This is a genomic window from Paenibacillus piri, from assembly GCF_004354045.1.
Classification (GTDB): domain Bacteria; phylum Bacillota; class Bacilli; order Paenibacillales; family NBRC-103111; genus Paenibacillus_S; species Paenibacillus_S piri.
This window is the reverse complement of the sequence record NZ_SMRT01000001.1, coordinates 953574-970849: the sequence shown is the minus strand read 5'-3', so window position 1 is coordinate 970849 and position 17276 is coordinate 953574. Positions and strand designations below refer to the sequence as shown.

Annotated in this window: 14 protein-coding genes; 3 read left to right on the top strand and 11 right to left on the bottom strand. The window is 54.5% G+C overall.

What is annotated here, in order from left to right:
* Nucleotides 1-409 precede the first annotated feature (409 nt).
* Nucleotides 410-1468, top strand: a complete 1059-nt coding sequence (locus tag E1757_RS04075; RefSeq protein WP_133225513.1) for a bifunctional 3-deoxy-7-phosphoheptulonate synthase/chorismate mutase — start codon at nt 410-412, stop codon at nt 1466-1468.
* A 176-nt stretch (nt 1469-1644) separates the two neighbouring features.
* Here E1757_RS04075 and E1757_RS04070 read toward each other — a convergent pair whose 3' ends face one another.
* From E1757_RS04070 to E1757_RS04035, 8 genes are all read right to left on the bottom strand, one after another.
* Nucleotides 1645-2634, bottom strand: coding sequence for a LacI family DNA-binding transcriptional regulator (locus E1757_RS04070; protein ID WP_165971943.1), 990 nt, complete (start codon nt 2632-2634; stop codon nt 1645-1647).
* A 563-nt stretch (nt 2635-3197) separates the two neighbouring features.
* Nucleotides 3198-4673: a serine hydrolase domain-containing protein gene (locus E1757_RS04065; RefSeq protein WP_133225511.1), complete on the bottom strand. Its 1476-nt coding sequence runs from the start codon at nt 4671-4673 to the stop codon at nt 3198-3200.
* Nucleotides 4674-4710: 37 nt separating this feature from the next.
* Nucleotides 4711-5535, bottom strand: a complete 825-nt coding sequence (locus tag E1757_RS04060) for a carbohydrate ABC transporter permease (protein WP_246079000.1) — start codon at nt 5533-5535, stop codon at nt 4711-4713.
* Nucleotides 5532-6458 (bottom strand): carbohydrate ABC transporter permease, encoded by a 927-nt coding sequence (locus tag E1757_RS04055; protein WP_246078999.1) that lies wholly within the window; start codon nt 6456-6458, stop codon nt 5532-5534. The genes E1757_RS04060 and E1757_RS04055 overlap by 4 nt, the downstream gene beginning before the upstream one ends.
* A gap of 32 nt (nt 6459-6490) precedes the next feature.
* Nucleotides 6491-7771, bottom strand: a complete 1281-nt coding sequence (locus E1757_RS04050; protein WP_133225509.1) for an ABC transporter substrate-binding protein — start codon at nt 7769-7771, stop codon at nt 6491-6493.
* Between the two features lie 118 nt (nt 7772-7889).
* Nucleotides 7890-9137, bottom strand: a complete 1248-nt coding sequence (locus E1757_RS04045) for an ABC transporter substrate-binding protein (protein ID WP_133225508.1) — start codon at nt 9135-9137, stop codon at nt 7890-7892.
* Between the two features lie 21 nt (nt 9138-9158).
* Complete coding sequence (locus E1757_RS04040; RefSeq protein ID WP_133225507.1) at nt 9159-10682, bottom strand: response regulator; 1524 nt, start codon at nt 10680-10682, stop codon at nt 9159-9161.
* Nucleotides 10663-12477 (bottom strand): cache domain-containing sensor histidine kinase, encoded by a 1815-nt coding sequence (locus tag E1757_RS04035; protein ID WP_133225506.1) that lies wholly within the window; start codon nt 12475-12477, stop codon nt 10663-10665. The genes E1757_RS04040 and E1757_RS04035 overlap by 20 nt, the downstream gene beginning before the upstream one ends.
* 253 nt (nt 12478-12730) lie before the next feature.
* Between E1757_RS04035 and rbsK the strand changes: the two genes are divergently transcribed.
* Together rbsK and E1757_RS04025 are read left to right on the top strand one after the other, a co-directional pair.
* Nucleotides 12731-13639, top strand: a complete 909-nt coding sequence (gene rbsK / locus E1757_RS04030; protein WP_133225505.1) for a ribokinase — start codon at nt 12731-12733, stop codon at nt 13637-13639.
* Between the two features lie 14 nt (nt 13640-13653).
* Nucleotides 13654-14646 (top strand): LacI family DNA-binding transcriptional regulator, encoded by a 993-nt coding sequence (locus E1757_RS04025; protein WP_133225504.1) that lies wholly within the window; start codon nt 13654-13656, stop codon nt 14644-14646.
* A gap of 109 nt (nt 14647-14755) precedes the next feature.
* On the opposite strand, the gene E1757_RS04020 is transcribed toward E1757_RS04025, so the two are convergent.
* The 3 genes from E1757_RS04020 to E1757_RS04010 all read right to left on the bottom strand — a co-directional run bounded on the left by E1757_RS04020 (nt 14756) and on the right by E1757_RS04010 (nt 17140).
* On the bottom strand, nt 14756-15733 hold the full coding sequence (locus E1757_RS04020; protein WP_246078998.1) for an aromatic ring-hydroxylating oxygenase subunit alpha: 978 nt from the start codon (nt 15731-15733) through the stop codon (nt 14756-14758).
* A 440-nt stretch (nt 15734-16173) separates the two neighbouring features.
* The gene (locus tag E1757_RS04015; RefSeq protein ID WP_133225503.1) at nt 16174-16836 is read right to left on the bottom strand and encodes a rhomboid family intramembrane serine protease; all 663 of its coding nucleotides are present in this window, start codon (nt 16834-16836) and stop codon (nt 16174-16176) included.
* 82 nt (nt 16837-16918) lie between these two features.
* Nucleotides 16919-17140: a hypothetical protein gene (locus E1757_RS04010; protein WP_133225502.1), complete on the bottom strand. Its 222-nt coding sequence runs from the start codon at nt 17138-17140 to the stop codon at nt 16919-16921.
* Nucleotides 17141-17276 lie beyond the last annotated feature (136 nt).

The following is a 17276-nucleotide window of genomic DNA, read 5'->3' as shown; positions in this document are numbered from 1 at the left end:
GAAAAACCGCTTATGGCTTACAATGCATGTTAATCATATGCAGCTGAACTATTTTGACCGTTTAACAGTCCGGCGAAACACCGGATATTATTAGGAAAAAGGCAATGAAGGAAAGAGTAAGCGGACCTGGACTCATGACAGGGACGGCGTGCCGGCAGACTGAGAGCACCCGATCGAGTACACCGCCGAAGTTCACTCCCGAGCCGATCTCTGAACGGCCGCCCGGACCGGGCTGCTTTTAGGAGAAGCCGTATCCCCTGCGTTAAAGGGTTAAAGTGAGAAAAGCGAGCCCGGTCGAACGTCCGGAGACGACTTTTCTAATAAGGGTGGTACCACGGCTCCTCGTCCCTTGCGACGGGGGGTCTTTTTCGTTTTCCGGAAATTATAAAATCGAAGGGGTGGAGTACAAATGGAACAAATCCATATGGAGCAGTTGGACGAACAATTGGAACGGGTGGACCGGCAGCTGCTGGAATTATTATCGGAAAGAGCGCGGATTGCGCAGCAGATCGGCAAGTTGGTTGAGAAATCCGATCCGGTGCGGGAAAAGGAAAAGATGGAGCGGCTCATCGCGATGAATACAAGCCCTTACGATCAGGCTACGGCCCGTCAATTATGGGGCCAAATCATTCAGGCTTCCTCCAGTCCGCGGCAAGCGGGTCGGCATAAGTCATTGCTCGTCAGCCGGAAAAGCCGGAACGAGGATACGGTCGTAAAGCTCGGGGAGATTGCTGTCGGAGGCGGCAAACCGGTGATGGTTGCAGGTCCTTGCTCCGTCGAAAGCTACAAGCAGGTGCGCGAGGTGGCGGCTGCGTTGAAGCAGGCGGGCGTTACCGTCATGCGCGGCGGCGCCTTCAAGCCGAGAACATCTCCGTATGAATTTCAAGGTCTCGGCATAGAGGGACTGAAAATATTGAAGGAAGTCGCCGACGAGTTCGGCCTGAAGACGATCAGCGAAATCGTCAGCCCGGCCCATATCGAAACCGCCTGTCAATATATCGACGTTATTCAAATCGGGGCGAGAAATATGCAAAACTTCGAGCTGCTGAAGGCCGCCGGCGATGTGCGCGTTCCGATCTTGCTGAAGCGGGGTATCTCGGCGACGATTGACGAATTTATGCATGCGGCGGAATACATCGTGTCGCGCGGCAACAGGCAGGTCATGCTGATCGAACGCGGCATCCGCACCTACGAGAAGGCTACCCGCAATACGCTCGATATATCCGCCGTGCCGATCCTGAAGCAGGAAAGCCATCTGCCCGTGCTTGTCGATGTGAGCCATTCCACAGGCCGCAAAGATATTTTGGTCCCGTGCGCCAAAGCCGCATTAGCCGCCGGAGCGGACGGCATTATGGTCGAGGTTCATCCGAATCCGGCGGCCGCGCTGTCCGATGCCGCCCAGCAGCTCGATATCGAGCAGTTCAACCGCTTCTACGCGGGCGTCTTGCAATCGGGCCTGCTCGGTTAATTATATTTGCAGCCTGCAGCCTGTTGGCGTTATGCCAGCAGGCTGCGGGCGTTTCTATGACCGAGGCCGATCTTGCGGCAAGACTGCACTGCACGGTTGGCGCCCGTCGTCATCGTATCTGTCAACGTTTACACATGAATGTCAATGCAAAACGGATTTCATATCGGATGCGCGGTTCAGAAGCTTTCGAACCGAGGCATCAAGATCCGCTTTTCCTTCTCGTGATTGCCATCCTTCACTCTCTTTAATACAAGCTCGGCCACGGCCTCGCCGATAAGCTGGGGATTTGGCCGGATGACAGCCAGCCGATTGGAAAATAAAGGCGCGGCGTCCAGCTCGCCGAATGAAACGACCTTTATGGAATCGAGCCCAGCTCCGAGCTCCTTCAAGCGAAGGTAGAACCCGTATGTCATTTCGTTGTTGAACGAAATGACCGCGCGGGGCGGAATCGTCATGTTCATGAAGTAGCTGCAGGCCAGAGAGCCCGATCCTCGGGTGAAATCCCCTTCATAGATCATCCGCTGCTCGAATTCATGCGCCAACCCGGCCGTCTCCAACGCTCTGACGACGCCTTCGTAACGCTCACGCGCCGTGCTAATGCCGGTCGGACCGCATATAATGCCGAATTGCGCGCCGAATTCCACTATGATTCGGGATGCGGCTTCCTCGGAGGCGCTGACGTTGTCCTCCAGCACCATGCTGGAGTTAACGCCCTGAATCGTTCGATCCATCAATATAGTCGTCGTCCCGGCCTGCATGATCTGGTTCACCAGGTCGCCGTTTTCGCCCGTTCCGGCTAGCACAAGCGCCTCGATCCTCATGCCCAGCAGCAGCTGAATGGCTTCCCTCTCTTTAACCGGGTCTTCACCCGAATCCATATAGATGAGGTGATAGCCTTCCTCCATCAGACGCTTCTGCACAATTCGCGCTGCCGTCATTAAATAAGCGTTCGTCATATCCGGAAGCACCATGCCGATGGTTTTCGTTTTTTCCATTTTCAAGCTTCGCGCCAAAACGTTAGGCTGGTAGTTCAGCCGCTCAATCATCTTCTGCACGTGCAGGCGCACTTCGTTGCTGACATAGCCGCTATGGTTAATGACGCGGGAAACGGTGGCGGTGGACACGCCGGCCGCTTTTGCGACGTCTTTGATTGTAAGGGGGGCCACTTTGCTCGACATCCTTAATATGTAAAAATTTAGTATAACGTTTACATACGAAGTTTATCACGGGTTTCCATACTATGCAATCCGTTTCCGCGCAGGGTCGGACAAGCCTCTTGAAAAACTTTAAGATCATGACCCGCTCCGCTGTGTTGCGCCGAAATCCATGCATCGTCATATAACAGACGCGTAACTTCCCCGGACGGGTTGGCCCCGAAGCTTTCCGTTAGCTTATATCCATCCATTTTTCCCCACACTCTATATAAGTCTAGTCTCCCGCTTTTTTATCCGATTACGACTTTATCGGGTTAAGACCCCCACCACTATGGTGGGCCTTGAATCAGGTGGGGTAGAGTCCCCATCTGATTCCCCGATGTTCAGCTAAGCTGAACGTCTTTCTTGGAACAAGTAAGTCTTACGACCCCGATCTTTATGAGAAATGGGGAAACCAAAGGCAATAAAAGCGGAGAAGAGGCCGCTTTCGCAGCCTCGTAAATTAACATTTGTACCTGTAATATTCAATATCTCGCACTACCGACGGACGCCGGCATGATCTCTAATTTCGTATTTCAAGCCTGCTTTCCGTGAAGCGGAGGGCGTTCCCGCGACTCGCTGTTCACGTTGACCGAGCGTTCCAGCACCAGCCGGTCGTCATAGAACCGGCAAATGACGGTGTCGGTAAACGGCGTTTCGACAAAGCACCACGTCATGACGTATGTGTCCGCATCATGCCAGGTGCCGCTGGCGGCGACGCGCAGGGCAGGCGGCTCGTACTGATGATGCAGACTACGGCCCGACATGGTCGTCCCGCCCTCCTGCCATTCGCCGATCCCGCAGCGAATCCGGTGCTCGCCCCGGTAATCCGACAGCGTAAACGTACAGCCGTCGGCGCCGAAATCAAACAGGACGGACTGTACCCCGTCGGCGTTGTCCTCCACCATGTAACGTCGGCCCGACACTTGCGCCGCCACTGCCGAATGCGACTGCGCCTGGGGCGGCAGCATGTTCAAGCTGCGCAGCTTGCGAAGCAGCATCGTCTGCGACTGCTCGTCGCGGGGCAGCGGTCCGTCGCCCATCGCGGGCAGCAAATGCTCCCAGACCAGGCGCAGCACGGCCTGCATGTTGGACAGGCCGCCATGAATCGCGATGACGGCGGACTGCTTTGGCATCACCAGACATAATTGGCCGAACGCGCCGTCGGCCCGGTAAGCTCCATGCCGGGACCGCCAAAACTGGTAGCCGTAGCCCTGCTGCGAGTCGCTCAGCGGATCGCGACCGTCTGCGCTGCCATTGCCGATCTGACGGGCCGTCGCTTCCGCGACCCAAGACGCCGGCAGCAGCTGCCGCCCGTCCCACATCCCCCGCTGCAAATAAAATTGGCCGAACCGCGCCAAATCCTCGGTTCGCAAGCTCAGCCCCCAGCCGCCGGCATCGATTCCGGAAGGACAGCTGTCCCAACCGGCGACGTCAATCCCTAACGGCTGAAACAAGCGGGGCTGCAAATAATCGAGCAGCCTTTGCCCGGTCGCCTTCTGTACGATGGCGGACAGCATATAGGTGGCTCCGCTGTTATAGACGAACCGCGAGCCCGGCTGATGGTCCATCGGCCTTTGCAGGAAATAGCGGACCCAGTCGCCGTCCGTCCGCCGCCATTCGGCGCCCATAATCGGCTTCGCATGGCCTGCGCTCATCGTAAGCAGATGTTTGACCCGCATGGCGGCCAGCAGCGGATCGACCGGCCCGTCGGGAACCGCCTCAGGAAAAAAGCCGATAACCGAATCGTCCAACGACAGCCGATCCTCGGATACGGCAAATCCGACCGCCGTCGAGGTAAAGCTTTTGCTCAGCGAAAACAGCATATGCGGCTGTCGGGGCCCGTAAGGGGCCCACCAGCCTTCGGCCGCCACCCGCCCGTGACGCAGCAGCATGAAGCCGTGAAGCTCCAGACCCTGCCGCTCGACCGCTTCGAGGAAAGTCAGCACGGACGCCGAAGCGATGCCCAGTTCCTCGGGGGTGGAGCGCAACAATTGATTCTCTGCGGCCATGTCCGCATCACTCCTTTGCATTGTATGCTTCATCGACTTATTTCAATGCGCCCTCGGTCAATCCGCCGATAATATAACGCTGCATAAACCCGTATAAGACAATAATCGGCAGCATCGTCAGAAAGAATCCGGCAAACGCTTTATTATAATCGAAGCCGTAATCGGTCTTGAAGTTATAAATGAACAGCGGAAGCGTCCAGTAGTTCGGGCTGCGGTTCAGCAAAATAAGCGGCAGCTGGAAGTCGTTCCATATCCACAGACAATTTAGCGTGACAATCGTCACGATAATCGGCAGCATCAGCGGATAAATGATCCTGACGAACGTCTGCCCGACGGTGCAGCCGTCGATGGTCGAAGCTTCGTCCAGCTCCAACGGCACATTTTTCAAAAAACCGACGCTTAAAAATATGCCTTGCGTCAACGACAGCGCAATATACATCAGAATAAGCCCCGCCTGATTCAGCAGGTGCAAGCCGGACATATGCTTCAGCACGGGCAGCATAATGACCTGGAACGGAATGAAAATACCGGACAAAATAAAATAAAAGACGAATTTGAAATAACGGTGTCTGAAATTTCTCGAGATGGCGAACGATACCATCGGCACGAGAATCATGATGAACAGCATCGAGACGACCGTGATCGTCAACGAATTGGCCATATGGATCCAGAATTTCCCTTTTACAACCTCGGCAAAATTGCCCATGTACAGGCCGGACGGCAATGAAAAGAAGCTTTTTGCCGACTCCGCTTGCGTCTTGAACGACAAGGTTGCGGTCAAATACATCGGAAGCATGACAATGACCGCACCGACAAGCAGTATCGCGTATTTCAACGACTGTGCAACCGGGTTCTCTCTCACTGCTGGCCCACCTCCTGCTTGTTCAGCCATTTCATCTGCACGTAGGAAATGATCGCGATCATCGCAAAGACGAAGATCGACTCGGCGGTAGCGTAGCCGAATTTATTTTCCAGCATGCCATGCCGGTAAATGAGGAAGCCGATCGATTCGGTCGATGTGCCGGGACCTCCGTCCGTCATCGCAACGATGGAGTCGAATACGGTCAACCCGCCCTTGATCAGCAGCACCAGGTTGACATTCAGCATCGGGATAAGGAAAGGAAGCGTAATCGAGAAAAACCGCTGTCTCTTGCCCGCTCCGTCGATCGTGGCCGCCTCGTGCAAATCTTTGGGTACGCTCGACAGACCCGCCATAAAAATGACCATCGGCACCGCGACCCCATGCCATATGTTGGCGATCAGAATGCCGTACAGCGCCGTATCTTTATTGCCCAGAATGTTGCGCGACAGCGGCTCGATCCCTAATGCTTCACCGATAACAGGCAAAATCGTGAAGAAAATTTCGTTAAAAATCAAGCCGATCGTGATTAAGCTTAGCACGGCCGGGAAAAAATAGATCGACCGGAAAAAACTGCGGAACCGCATCCGGCTCGTTAACAGCAAAGCCAGCCCAAGGGCGATTGCCAGCTTCGCGACGACAACGATCAGCGTGTACTTGAATGTAAAGCCCAAAGCGTGAAGAAACCGTTCATCCTTGAAAATAGCCGCATAATTGCTTAGCCCGATATAACGATACGTCCTCGCCATCCCGTCCCAATTCGTCAAGCTGTAATTGAGCCCCATCAAGGCCGGGTAGAAAAAAAATCCGATATAGAGCAGCAGCGCCGGCAGCGTAAACCATACGTAAACCCGCAGCTTTTTGCTGCCAAGCGCCATTTTCCGTCTGCCGGCCGTTTGGGCGTTTGTTGTGCCAATCACTTCCATTCTCAACCTCCAAAGCTGCAGTTTAGCCATGCCTAGTTGCCTTTATTGTAGAAAATGTCCTCGAGCTTTTTCATGTAGGCATCCAGGCTGCCCCCGCCGATCAATTCCTGCGTCGCCTTGCCGAAATCATCCTGCATCGCCGGCGTCCACGGGGAATCGGCCGCTCTGTAAATTTTGTTGGCCTGCGTATATTCCGCCAGCGTCTGGTTGATTTTGTTGTTATGCTTCACGCCCTTGACGACGGAAATCATGCCGGTCTCGTCCGAATAAGCCTGGGCAACTTCGGTGCTGCTGAAATATTCCATAAACTTTTTGGCTTCGGCGGCGTTTTTCCCGTCCTTCGGCAGGGCGATCGCCGTCCCTACCTGCATCGCGACCTTCGTATCCTCCGCCTTATCGGCCGGGAACGGGAAAATGCCTACGTTCATATCCGGATTCGCCTTCTTGACAGCGGGCCCCTGCCACATGCCGTGGAAAAACATCGCGCCTTTGCCGGCGGCCATATCGCGCACGACGTTATCGGCGGAAGTTCCAAGCAAATCTTTCTGCCCGTACTTTCTCAAATCCAGTATCCGCTGCGCCACCTTGCGCACTTCCTGATTGTCCGCAATATGCTGCTTGCCGTTAATGACATCGTCGAAATATTGGGTTACGTTCGGGATATACAGTCCGAGGAAGGCGGCCGTCGTTTGCCGGATGATCGCGTAATCTTTGTCCGGGAACAGGAACGGCGTTTTGCCTGCCGCCCTGATTTTCTCGGCCGTCTGAATCAGCTCGTCGTACGTTTTCGGAACCTCCAGGCCGAGCTCTTTGAACATGTCCATATTGTACGTTACCCCATAGCCTTCCAGCGCATAAGGGACAGCGTAGTTTTTATTGAACGTTTTGCTGAAATCGACAAAGCTTGGCGAAATATTGTTGAACAGGGCCGGATCGCCGGTCAGATCGGCATAATAGCCGTCCTTGGCGGGCTGGCGCATGCTGGGTGCCGAAGGATAGACGGTAAAAAAAGGCGGCGCATCGTTGTTCGCGATCCGCATCGCCAGCACCTTCAGCATGTTCGGCGGGGCATTGACCTCGATATCGATGTTTTGGTTTTTTTCACGAAATTTTTGGATGATCTTGTTCATGACATCGACTTCGTTCGCTTTGTTGGATAAAAATTCAAGCTTCACCTTTTGCCCGCTTGCCGCCGCCGCAGGAGCGTCCTTTCCCGTTCCTTCGCCGCCTCCGGCGGAACAGCCTGCGGTAACGGCCAATGCGACCGCCGTTCCTAACGAGGCCATGATTTTGAAGCTGTTTCGGTTGTTCATCTCGAAGTTCCCCCTACATTTTCTTTTTGGTTGCGCTTACAATAATAGCAACCGGAGGAGGGGAAATATATGAGAACCATGACCATATCGACATGAGAGATTTGATCATTAACATCCTCTATTCCTCGGCCCGGTAAAACGTCTCCTCCATTTTCCGCATGAACGTATCCAGTCCTCCGCCCGCGATCAGCTCCTGCACCGCTTTGCCGAACTCGTCCTGCATCGACATCGTCCACGGCGAGTCCGCCGCACGAAACAGCTTGCCCGCCAGCGCGTACTCGGCAATGCCTCCGTTTTCCTTGGTCGTATGTTTAACACCGTTGATGATTGAAATATTGCCCGTCTCGTCGGAAAACAGCTGGGCCATCTCCGTCGTCGTCAGAAAGCTGAGAAATTGCTTCGCTTCAGCCATCGTCTTCGATTGCTTCGGGATGCCGAATGCCGTGCCCACCTGCATCGCCACCCTCGTATCTCCTTTCCGCTCCGCCGGAAACGGAAACATCGCCACATCCAGATCGGGGTTAGTCCTCTTGATCGTGTTCACTTCCCACATGCCGTTGAAAAACATCGCCGCCCGCCCGCCGGCAAATTCGCGGACCGCATTTTCAATCGACGTGTCGAGCGAATCCCGCTGCCCATACTTGCGCAGCTCCATCGTTTTTGTGGCCATACCGATCAGCTGAACGCTGTCTTGAATATGATCCCGTCCCGCCATTACGTTTTCAAAGTACGGAATGATGCCTGGATTGTCCAACCCCAATAAAACGCTCGATATCCGGCGCACGTACGTGAAGTCTTTGTCAGCGAAAATAAACGGCGTTATCCCGGCCGCTTTTAACCGCTCGCATATGTTCAGCAGCTCGGCATAGGTTTGCGGTATATCCAGATTCAGCTCGCGGAACATAGCCGTATTGTAAATGATCCCGTAGCCCTCCAGGGCAAGCGGAACCGCGTAATTTTTGCCGCCTGTCCGACTAAACTCGAGAAAGTCGGGCCGCACATTCGATAAAACCGGGTCTCCGGTTAAATCCGTCAAATAGCCGCTTTTCACCGGCTGACGCATGCTGGGCGCCGTCGGATACACCGTAAACAAATCCGGAGGCGTATTGGTGGAAAAGCGCATCGCCAGCACCTTTAACATATTGGGCGGCGCTTCCTGCTCGATCTCAACGTTCGGATAGCGCTCGCGAAAGCGGGCGATGATCTTATCCATCGTCTCCATCGTGTCGCTCTTGTTGGTCAGCAGCTCCAGCTTGATCTTGGGAGCCTTAGGCGTGACGGCCGACGGACCCGAGGCGGAGCAGCCGGTTACGGCAAAAGCAAGACTCAACCCCAGAAGCAGCGCTATAATCGACTTGCCGGACATCCTGTTCCCTCCTTCAGTGCGTTAATCCCTTTTCTTGCTTTGACCCGGCGTCTCCCCGTAAAACTTTTTGTACATATGGATAAAGTAGGAGTAGTCGTTGAACCCGACCGCGCTCGCTACGTCGGCAACGGATAAACTCAAGTCGGTTTCCAGCAGCTTTTTGGCGTTCTGCATGCGGACCGACAGCAAATAATTCGTGAAGCTCATGCCGCTCTTTTTCTTGAACAGCCGGCTTAAATACGAGGTATCCGTATAAAACATCGTTTTCGCCATATCGTCCAATAAAATTTGATGCCGGTAATTCCGCTCCACATAGTCCTTCATCTGCTGCACGATGTCGGTTCTGGACCGGACCTGCTGCAGCTTGGCGGATAAGGCGGCAGCCTGCCCGTTCAAATAACGGACGATCTCGTCCGGCTCGTAGTAATCGTATAAATCTACCGGGGCCAAATAAGGCTCCGGCTCCGTACCAGCCCCTTCCTCGTTAATCCGTTCAATTACGGCGTTAAATATGGCAATCAGCTTCGAGCACGTATCGTGCAGCGTATGCGCCGACAGCCGGCGCTCCGCAATGACCCGAAACAAATTGCCGATCAGCTCGGCCGCCTCTTTATCCTGATAGCGGATCAGCTTGTTGTACAACGGGAGCAGCAGCTCCTCCAGCAGCTCAAAGCTGTAACGGGGATTGCCGCTCAATTCCTCGTACAGGCCGACGCTGCCGCCCCCGGCCAAATGCCGGTTCAGCAAAGCCCGCTTCGCCTGCCTATACGACTGCCTCAGCTCATTGCCATGATCCGTCCCGCCCGCGTTGTCCTTGATAACGCTACTGAGTCCGGCGTATATCCGGGCGCCTGCCCGCTTTATAGGCTCCATCGCAGCCATGCACAGCTCCTTGAGCCGCAGCCGTTCCCACGGGAACCCGCCAGGCGCATGCAATACGGCGACATGCATCGTTCCGTTTCTGCGATCGCAGAAAAAGCAGCATGCGGCTCCGGCGTGCCGCAATTGTTCATTGAGCGCCTGCTCCAGCCGCTCCTTGTACGGCCGGTCCATCTGAAATACCGCCGTCCTGTAAGAGCGGCCCGCGAGCGGAAATTCCGTCTCGGCTTCTTCGCCGCCGTCCGGCTCTTGATAAATCACGGCCGCCAGCCGCTCCTCCAGGCAGCGCTGCGCCGACAGCTCCGCCTGCTGCTGAATCCGCTGCATAATTTGTGCTATCTGCTGCATCTGCACCGGTTTGAGCAAGTATTGCTCCACGCGGTAAGCAATCGCCTTTTGCGCATATTGAAAATCGTCGTAACCGCTTACGATAACATTGACCAACGACGGAAACTGCTCGTGAACGGCTGCGGCCAATTGAATCCCGTCAAGCCCCGGCATCCGGATATCGGAAAACAGCAGATCGTAGCGGTTCGACCGCAGCATGCCTAGCGCCTCCCCGCCATCCTCCGCTTCATCCAGCGCCGCGTGCGGACAGCAGTCACCAATCATTTGCATGATCGCCTTCCTTGAGTAATATTCGTCGTCAACGACCAAAATACGCATCGTGCAGTTCTCCTTTTTCAGCGGGAATCATCATTTCGACGCTAGTGCCTTGCCCCTCCACACTTGAAATTTGCAGCCAGTACTCGTCGCCGTAAAAATTTTTGATCCGCGCATTGACATTGCGCAGCCCGATATGATTTTTCGATTCGTTTTGTTCCTCGGCAGCAGGCTTCCGGAAGGACAGATTCAGCTGCTCCGCCTTGTCCCGGCTTATGCCCATGCCGTCATCTTCGATGAGCAGAAAGAGCGTATGGCCGTTTTTCCGGATGGACAGCTTGAGCGTTCCGCTGCCGCCCTTCGGCTCGAGCCCGTGATAAAACGCATTTTCCACAATCGGCTGCAATAAAAATTTCAATATTTGATAATCATGGAGCTGCTCGTCAATCTCGTAGATCACCTGAAATTTGTTCAGGAACCGCATCTGCTGGATCTGGACGTAGTTGCGAATTTGCTCCAGCTCCATCCGGATCGTGACGATATCGTTCGATTTCAGATTGTACCGGTACAGGCTCGACAAGCTTTGCGCCATAACCGAAATCGGCTCGAACCGGTGCAGCTCGGCGATCGAATGCATCGTATTGAGCGTATTGTATAAAAAATGCGGATTGATCTGCGCTTGCAGCATATTCAGCTCCGCCCGTTTCTGCAGGCGGCTCGACATCAGCTCTTTTTCGCGGCTTTCCTTTAAGCGGTGCATCATCGAGTTGTAGCTTTGCATCAATTTGCCGATTTCATCCTCGCGGTTTTCATCGTCGGCAATGCGGTCCAGCGTACCGGAGTCGGCCATTTTCATCGTTTTGATCAGCTTGGAAATCGGCTTGAAAAAACGCCTTGAAAAAAAGTACGCCATAAAGATTGCAATTACGAGACAAATAAGACTGATCGATACATATTTCCCGATATTTTTTTGAAACGCGTTGTCAATGGCCCGGGAAGGAATGAATTGAATGATCGTCCAATCGGTCAGCTCGTTCAACGTTTCCGCAAACATGTACGGCTCCCCGTTAACCGTCAACCGCATCAGCTGATTTTCATGGCCGCCGCTCCTTTTGAACGCCGCTGCAATTTGTTGGATCGCAACCTCGTCAAAAACCGCGTCCGCGGAAGTGTAGATCAAATGCTCGCCCGCCGTCACAATCGTGCCGACCTCGCTGTTCGATTCCGAAATGCCGCCGAACAAATTTTCAATCAGCTTGAACCGGATATCGAGCTTCGCATACACCTCATGGCTCTTGATGCCGTCCAAATCGGCCAGGAAACGGATGATCGACACGACCTTGCCCTGATTATTGATAAATTGGCTGTTGTATGCATTGGATACGGTAATTTTACCGTCGCGCAGCTTATCCTTCGGCAGCTCCTGCAGCAGCGCGTTTAAATATCCGGTATTGGCGCTCGTGCTGCTGTACACCCGGCCGTTAATACCGGTTACGCTCATCCCGACCAGCTGCCCGTTCATTAATAAAATCTGGTCCATCGCCTGCTGCATATAGTTCGAGTCGTCGATAAATTCCAGATTGCTCTGCACGTACTTTTTCTCCAAAATCCGTTTCAACCGGTTGTCCGTAAAGTAAAAATAAGAGTTTCGCGAGATGTTGGAAAAAAAATCGGTGACGACAAGGCTTGTCCGTTTGTTCAACTGATTCATAATATCCTCGTAGCTTCGCTTCGTTTGATTATAAAAATCAAGACCAAAAATAAGCAGAGCAGACAGCACCGGAATGAGAATAATGAGCAAATAGGACAGCATCAGTTTATTTTGAAACGAGCTCGACCTCGCTTTCAGCTTCAGCATGGCTTCATCCCTTCGACCGGAAGTATAAAACTCATACTAGTCGAATTCCTGTACACGGTCAACGGTCCCGGTAACTTACAAATAATTCCATCCAAACATTCAATTGAGGCGGCCCGTCCGCAGCAGCAGCGGCTGGACGCACAAAATTATTTTGACGAGAAGCGAGCGGGCCCGGTATAATATGAGAAGTATGTAACCGGTACCACATTGTACCGAAGCGAACCAATCTACTACACGGAAAAGAGGGATTGCGTTGAAACGTCCTCATATCGTTATTATCGGCAGCTTGAACATGGATTTGGTCGTCACCGCCGAACGAATGCCACGGGTCGGGGAAACGATCGAGGGGCAGCATATCCGCTACCTGCCCGGCGGCAAAGGCGCCAACCAGGCGGTCGGCTGCGCGAAGCTGGAGGCCGATGCCACGATGATCGGCTCGGTCGGCGACGATCTGTTCGGCCACCAGATTATACGCCAGCTGACCGGGTACGGCGTCAAGACCGACCGCATCGCCGTCATTGAGCATGAAGCCACAGGTACGGCGACCATCCTGCATACGGCGGAAGATAACTGCATCGTCATCGTGCCCGGCGCGAACGCAAGCACGAACGAGCGGCTTGTAGCGGCGCATGAGGCGGTTATCCGCGATGCGGATATTGCGCTCCTGCAGCTGGAAATCCCGATTCCGGCCGTCAAGCTTGCGCTGCAAATCGCGCGCGACAACGGGGTAACCACCGTATTGAACCCGGCTCCCGCCAAGCTGCTCCCGGCCGAGATTCACGACATGGTCGACATTCTTACGCCGAACGAAACGGAATTCGAGCTGCTATCTCAGCGCACCTACGCGAATGAGGACGAACTCGCCGCGGGAATGGGCGACTGGGAGCAGCGGCACCGGCAGACGCTCATTGTCACCCGCGGCGAAAAAGGCGTCTCCTACCTGGAGGAGGGCCGGCTGAAGACGATTCCGGCCGTACCGGTTCAGGTAACGGATACAACCGGGGCCGGCGATGCTTTCAACGCCGCCTTGTGCTGCGGACTTGCCTCCGGCCAATCGCTGGAGGCGTCCATCCGCCAGGCCGTCAAGGCCGCATCGCTCTCGGTTACCCGATTCGGCGCGCAGGAGGGCATGCCGACGCTTGAGGAGGTTACCGGCTGCTGAGCCGCCGACCGCCTATGGCAACTATCCGAGACGTGAGCAAGCTGGCCGGGGTATCGGTCGCAACCGTATCCCGCGTATTGAACAAGAGCGGCTATGTGCACAAAAGCACAATCGAGGCCGTCGAGAAGGCGATGCAGACACTGCAGTACAAGCCGAGCCATATTGCCAGAAGCTTGGCCGGCAAGCGCACCGCTACCGTCGCCTTGATCGTGCCTAATATTTTAAATCCGTTCTTTCCGCTGCTCGCGCGGGCGATCGAAGACACCGCGCAGGAGAACGGCTTCTCCGTGCTGCTGTGCAATTCCGACAGCAGCACGGAGAAGGAGCGGCAATATATGGAGGTGTTGGCGACCAAGCAAGTCGACGGACTGCTGCTCGCCTCATATACCGCCCGGCCGGAGGAGCTGTCGGCTTTCGAGCGGGACAGCTCGATCCCGGTCGTTCTGGTCGATAACTGCTTTCCCGGCCAGCCCATCGCTTCGTTTATAGCGAGGCATCGGGAAGGGGCAAGGATGGCCGTCCGCCACTTGACCGCGCAGGGCTGCCGCAAAATCGCTCATATTAGCGGTCCTCCGCATGTGTTCGCGGCCCATGAAAGACGGCTGGCTTATGAGGAGCTGTGTCAAGACCAGCCCTGGTACACGCCGGATCTCATCGTACAGAGCGATTACATGATCAGTGGCGGCGAGCTCGCCGTCAAGCAGCTGCTTAGCCGGCATCCGGATGTCGACGGCGTGTTCGCCGGCAACGACCTGCTCGCCGTCGGCGCGATGAGAGTCCTGTACGCGATGGGCGTTCACGTGCCCGGACAGATCAAGCTGATCGGCTTTGACGGCGTAGCCGTGGATTACGCCGTTCCCGGGCTTTCAACGGTCGTTCAGCCCGTATACGAGATCGGCACGCAGGCGATGCGGCATTTGCTCGCCCGCATCAGGGGAGAGTCCGTCGCTCCCGAGATTCGCGAGTTCGACACCCGTCTCGCCAGTGCGGCCAGCACCGGCTGCTGACCGGCCGCGGCCCCAGAATCACGCGGTGCGGAATTCAGACGGCAATCTATTTGCGGAATAATCAATCCTTAGGCGAAAAAGTCTCCAAATCCGTACAAATCTTTCGCCGTTACACCGTTCCCAGTTTTACGCCGCATTCAGCGAGCCATTTCCGGTACGCAATCGACATTAGATCCGATTTCAGGCTCAGTTCCGCCTGCAAATCGAGCGGCAGCTCTTCCGGCTTTTGATTTTCCAATATGACCATATCCTGCATCATGACTGCATCGTTGACGGCCATATATTCCGAAATTTCTCCCGGATCGAAATTAATCGCATGAACCGTATAAGTGACCGAGGTTTGCTCGTCAATCGGACAGCTGGCCATCAAAATGCACATGACACGCCCGGCACCAAACCGTTTTTCGAGAAAAGCGGTGAGCGGCCTGTAAGCTTCTTTCACATAAACGACCGGGATGAGGGCTCGGTCCGGATCGTCAAAATCGAATTCAAATATCGTCACCTCATCTGTCACAAGCCGCCCATTCACCCGGTTTACGCCATAGTTGGCAATTTCCGAGTACTCCGGATCGCTCAAGTAGCCTTGATGCACCCACATGAGGTGGGAATAATCGAGAAAATTTTCAATCACCCGCGCACTGCTGCTGTTGATCCGGTACGGGCCGAATACATGAGTGGAAAATGCCGGGTCCGCATACGGTTCAATCTCCGGGATCGGAGCGGCCGGGGCGCCAAGACAAACCCAGACGAGCCCGTATTTTTCTTCGCACACATATGTTTGGGCTCTTGCTTTCAATGGGATCGAAGCCCCTTTGGCCTGTGCCGGAATGCAGACGCAATTTCCGTCAGAATCATACTGCCAGCCATGGTACGGACATACAAGAGTATCGTTCTTGACCGTACCGATCGACAACGCCGAGCCGCGGTGAATACATAAATCTTTGAATGCATGGATGCCTTTGCTCGTTCGGAATACGACAACCCGCTCGCCCATCACGACAACCTGTACCGGAGCTTCCTTCACTTCCTCGCTCTTCAAAACGGCAAACCACTCATTAACCAGCACCTCATCCATAACCGTCTTCATCCCCATGTTCCTCCCATGCATTGAAGTCAGAATACATGACATCTCCAGCTTGCCATCATGCAAAAAACTATGAACCCGGCTTTGCTTCATGACCGGTTCCATAGTTAGGAAATGCGCATTTCCCCGCATAAACCTAAGCTTCATAAGTCTATGCGAACGGCTTGCATATTCGGTTGTAGATTCAGTATAAAAGCTGACGTACCGATATGTCAATATTATTTGTTATGTGTATGTTATATTATATAACACATTAAAGAGCAGCGCAGCCTTGAAGCGGCAGCAGCCGCATTCATACGATTACGACTTTATCGGGTTAAGACCCCCGCCTCTAAGGTGGGCCTTGAATCAGATGGGGTACAGTCCCCATCTGATTCCCCGATGTTCTGCAAAGCTGAACGAGTTCATTCGCCGCTCTCTTTTACCCGCTATCTCGTCCTATCCTATCCGGCATCCGGCCCGGAATCGCGGGACTCATAGCCTGCGGCCTCCGCCTCGATGCGTTGTCTCCGCGCGACAAACCGGGTAATCAGCGCGGTCAGCACCGCTCCGCCGACGAAGCCGCCGGCATGCGCATAGATGTCGACATGCGGGACGATGAACGAGTACAGGAAGCCGATGATGACGATGACCCGGATCGTCTGCTTTGACTGGTAATCGATCAGATCTTTGCGGAAGATGGACAAAAACAAGTACGCGGCATACACGCCGTAGATCGCCCCCGAGGCTCCCGCGCCGATAAAATCATCGCGGTGCAGCCATACGCTGGCTATATTTCCGGCGATGCCGCATGCCAAATAAAACAGCGCATACTTCCACGCGCCGAGCAGCCGTTCAAGCGGCGCCGCGAACACGTACAGCGCAAAGCTGTTGAACAGCAGATGCTCGAAACCGATATGCACGAAAATCGCCGTCACATAGCGCCACGGCTCCGGCGTCAAACCGGGCAGGCCGAACATCGCTCCAAACCGCAGCAAGGTGCCGCTGTCCATGGACGATCCGTACCATTCCATAGCTGCCCAGACCAGCAATTGAATGACAATCAACAGGCTTGTTACCGGATACAACCGGATATACTGCTTCAAGCTTTCTCTACGTAAAAACATTTGCCCCGCCCCTTTTGCCGATTCCGGTTCGTTTACACCTATTATAGCGCATATTCGGCAAATCGCTAAATCGGGGCGGCGATCAGGAACGGGCCGCTTCCTCGCCGTTCATCTTGCAATCCTCGCATATCCAGTGGGTTCCGATCTCGCCCTGACCATTCGCTTTCCCGCAGTCATTGCATGTGACCGATACGGGCTCGCCCGTTTTGGATTCGGATTCCGCTTTCATCGTATCCCTCTTTTCCGACAAATGAATAATTTCATTATAGCCGGCTGCGGCGGCCGAAGCTGTGAGAAACGTCACAACGGAGCGTCAACCGTGGCCGCCGTCATATTTAGAGGTGTGCTGCGCTGCATATTCAGGCTGCAGGCAGTGACGTATTCATGTTCGTCCAATCCATCGAACGACGTTGTTGCCCCCTGTTTCGACAGTCCACACG